The 3,310-nt window shown below is 36.3% G+C and carries 4 protein-coding genes and 1 pseudogene; all 5 read right to left on the reverse strand.

Annotated elements, in window-relative coordinates; translation table 11 throughout:
• Positions 1–694: 694 nt before the first annotated feature.
• Positions 695–1,609, reverse strand: a complete 915-nt coding sequence (locus L4C33_RS20785; RefSeq protein WP_428814297.1) for a DUF726 domain-containing protein — start codon at positions 1,607–1,609, stop codon at positions 695–697.
• A gap of 91 nt (positions 1,610–1,700) precedes the next feature.
• Positions 1,701–2,003, reverse strand: a complete 303-nt coding sequence (locus L4C33_RS20790; RefSeq protein ID WP_428814298.1) for a hypothetical protein — start codon at positions 2,001–2,003, stop codon at positions 1,701–1,703.
• Entirely contained in the window at positions 1,996–2,466 is a 471-nt protein-coding gene (locus L4C33_RS20795; protein WP_428814299.1) for a hypothetical protein, read from the reverse strand. Before L4C33_RS20795 ends, L4C33_RS20790 begins: the two co-directional genes overlap by 8 nt.
• Positions 2,456–2,725 carry a YkgJ family cysteine cluster protein gene (locus L4C33_RS20800; RefSeq protein WP_428814300.1) on the reverse strand — a complete coding sequence of 90 codons (270 nt, stop codon included), beginning with the start codon at positions 2,723–2,725 and terminating at the stop codon, positions 2,456–2,458. The genes L4C33_RS20795 and L4C33_RS20800 overlap by 11 nt, the downstream gene beginning before the upstream one ends.
• Positions 2,722–3,310 (reverse strand): annotated as a pseudogene (locus L4C33_RS20805) (ATPase); the annotation flags it as partial. The gene L4C33_RS20800 and the pseudogene L4C33_RS20805, both read right to left, overlap by 4 nt.

Consider the following 3,310-nt stretch of genomic DNA (forward strand, 5'->3'; position numbering starts at 1 on the left):
CTAAAGTACTACTCATTTTGATTCCTTTCGTTCACACTCTAAGGTGTGTTATCCCAACAAACGTTATTTATAAATTACGACCATTATTAAATACTGAAGACAACCCATTACTAATCGAACTTATAACAACGAAGAGTGTGGGCATTATTTTTCATAGCTTTAAAAACCTACCGTTCAATAGGAATAAAACACTAACCTATCACTAAAAATATTCATTATAATTCAGTCACTAACACTCTATACCAACCCTAAATAAACAAACAGAGGTTAGTAGTTAGACATTAGTCGTAGCGTACGAGGATTAGTATGAGAAATTGTAGATAAGACTTATCAATTTATTTATAAACAATTCATTTCAAGAATGACCAAATTGGTCCATTTAATTAAAGTTGCAGGAATTATAAAAAATCAGGCTAGTTTCAATTGGCACTGTTTGTACTTTATTACGCTGCTCATAATAGGGCGAAAGTTTACTAGCGCCTCCTACGCTCTCGAACTTACAAAACCAAAAAAGCGAGCACTAGGCTCGCTTTTCATTATCTTATTTCAGAATATATTACAGTAGCTCGACTGACTGCTGTGCAATCACAAAGTCTTCGTTGGTTGGATTGGCATTCGTATGACATGCATAATTATATGTGAAGAAAAGTGACCAAATTTATTCTGGTTGCATCAATAAGAACTGTGAACAATATCAACTAACTAATAAAGTTTCATTATGTTGCTGTAGTTTCTGATTCAAGTACTGACCAAGTAATCTCTGTTTATAGTCAGTATGCCCAGATGCATAGTCCGTCACATCTAAATTCACTGTATTCTCATTAGAGTCCATCACTGTAGATAAACCTGCAGGCTCATGATCCCACAGAGTCCCTGCTTTATAAGCACTTTTTAGGACATAATCTTTCATCGACATACAATTGATGAGCTTTAAACGATTATGTTTCTCCAAAATAGGTTGCCATTGCTCATCATCACTTGATACTGCGCCTGCCAAAACATAAGCCACAGAAACCCTGTTTGCCGTACTTAATTCATTTAAGGTGTGCCTTACAATGCGACCGCCTAGTGAATGTCCCATTAAGATACAGCTTTCAAATTGAACATCATTCTCAAGGTAGTTTGCTAGACTTACAGCAACATGACGAGTTTCATGAAAAGATGCTTTCCAGTGTCCAATAACTTTATCAACAACAAAGCCACCAGCCGTAGCTATCATACCAATCAAGTTTGTTCTAGCCATTAAGGTTGCAGCAAACCCTAGCTTGCTACCACTGGCAATCTTAGCATTAGGAACAACTCCTTTATCAAACACCATGTCTTTGAAATTGCCTGCTTTCCATTGAACACGAACAACCTGATTATCTGGATATAGCTCATCAACAATTTCAAACCAATCTTTTGAACACTCTCCATTCTCACTCATAAAACCATTAATTATAACTACTGACGGTAATTTTCCATCTCTAATCTTRACAATCTCACAAGAYGGTGCATCTCTACCTCCCACCAAGTCTTCTGTTTTCATTTCTGTTAGAGAATCTTTGACACTTTTTAGTAGTGAATTAACATCGAATCCTGGCATGGATGCCTTAAATTTATTGAGCATTATTTGTCACCCTTCAAAACTTTTCTTGCTTTAAAAGCCAAACTAATTACACCATAAAGAAAAAATACAAATATAGCGATAAACTTCATTTTTAGCCCAGAAGTCGATTAAAAACAAACGCCACAACAGCCATAATCGCAATACCAATGTTAATAATTAAAGATTTCTTTTCATGCTTAACGATTAGCTTTCGTTCTTCAGCCATTTCATTGCGAATATCAGTAGCCACTTTATTGATACGCTGATCGACTAAATCTAATAGTCCTGCTAGCTTTTCTTCATCAATGCCAAGGTCAACGCTTTTAGTCGTTTCCGCCACTTTTTTTGCTGCCTTTGCCGATCCATCAAAGCGCTCTAAGGCGCTTTCGAAATGTTTATCTATATTTTCAAACATTAGCCGCCTGACTCCCTGATTTATTAGATAGCTCAGACGCTACGACAGCGGAGTATTTGTACAGAATAGAAGCCGCATCTAGTAAGTAGGTTAATTTTACATCGTTGGAGCTTTTCACTTTATTAACATCCATGATGAAGAACCTCTCTGATTTCAAATAATCATACGCCCCTATAAGCCATTCATTAACAAATGAACTAAACTCATAACCGTAAAAATCAAAGAGATCTACATGGTCAGACATATGTCTTATCTGCTCCAGATTATCAAAGATAACCTCCCTATTAATTAAGGTATAATCAAAGCCTTTTTCAATATGAACAGTGACAGAAGTCATACCAGATCGGCATTCATACTCAGTAAATTCACATGACTCTGATACTTTGTAAAACCAAGATTCACCACCTGGTTCACGATGGCTCAAGTCCACAGTGCTGAACATAGACATTATTTTACTCAACATTTTGCTTTCCTAATGATTCACACACTTCTAGGTTGACTGCAATAAATTCATCCCAAGAGTACTGCTTTGCATAATTCAATTGATACTGAAGCTCAATTCGACATATCTCTGGTCGTTTATCATATATGCTACAACGTATATCTTCGTTCAAATGACGACAGACTCCGTCCCCTCGGTCTAAAGCTTGGGTTAATTCAGATAGATGAACATTGGAACAGCACTTACCACATTGGTTACAAGGAAAAGGTTTGAGACTCATAAGCTTTTTAGCCAATCACGAGTGCTGCTAATGTTGTTTGCTTCAAATGGTAATTCGATATTTCTTCGCTTCACTTCTTGAGCTAGTAAGTTACCTTTTTCTACTTCACAATTAACAATAACTAAATTATCTGCAAATACTCTTAGCTCATTACTGTCTATATTAAATTCTATTGCTGCTAACTCTAGTAGATATTCATCAAGCTTCTCGTTCACATTTTGGAAGTATTCAAGTGTCTTTTTAGCTTCACTTTTAAAAGAATCTAAGTACTTCCATACCTTCGACATCATTTCGCTATAGTCTAAGAAATATGAAAAACCGAGAGTCATAAGCCCTGAAGCAACCGCACTTATAAACGCAGCAATTTCTGACCCTAATGGGAAAGTCAATAAACTAGCAAGGTGTTGATTCAACAGCGCTCCAAGTACGACTGACACACCTGTAGATAAGACTCGAATAACTTCTTTAGTAAGTTCTCCTGCTGAAAGCCTTTTAGGATTGAAGAAAATCATTTTGGCTACTGTTACAAGGCTGCTCCACATTTCTCTTACAAGTTTCACCAGAGTCTTTTGAGTAGTAAAAAAG

The sequence above is a fragment of the Vibrio makurazakiensis genome (assembly GCF_050337375.1).
In the GTDB taxonomy this organism is placed as follows: domain Bacteria; phylum Pseudomonadota; class Gammaproteobacteria; order Enterobacterales; family Vibrionaceae; genus Vibrio; species Vibrio makurazakiensis.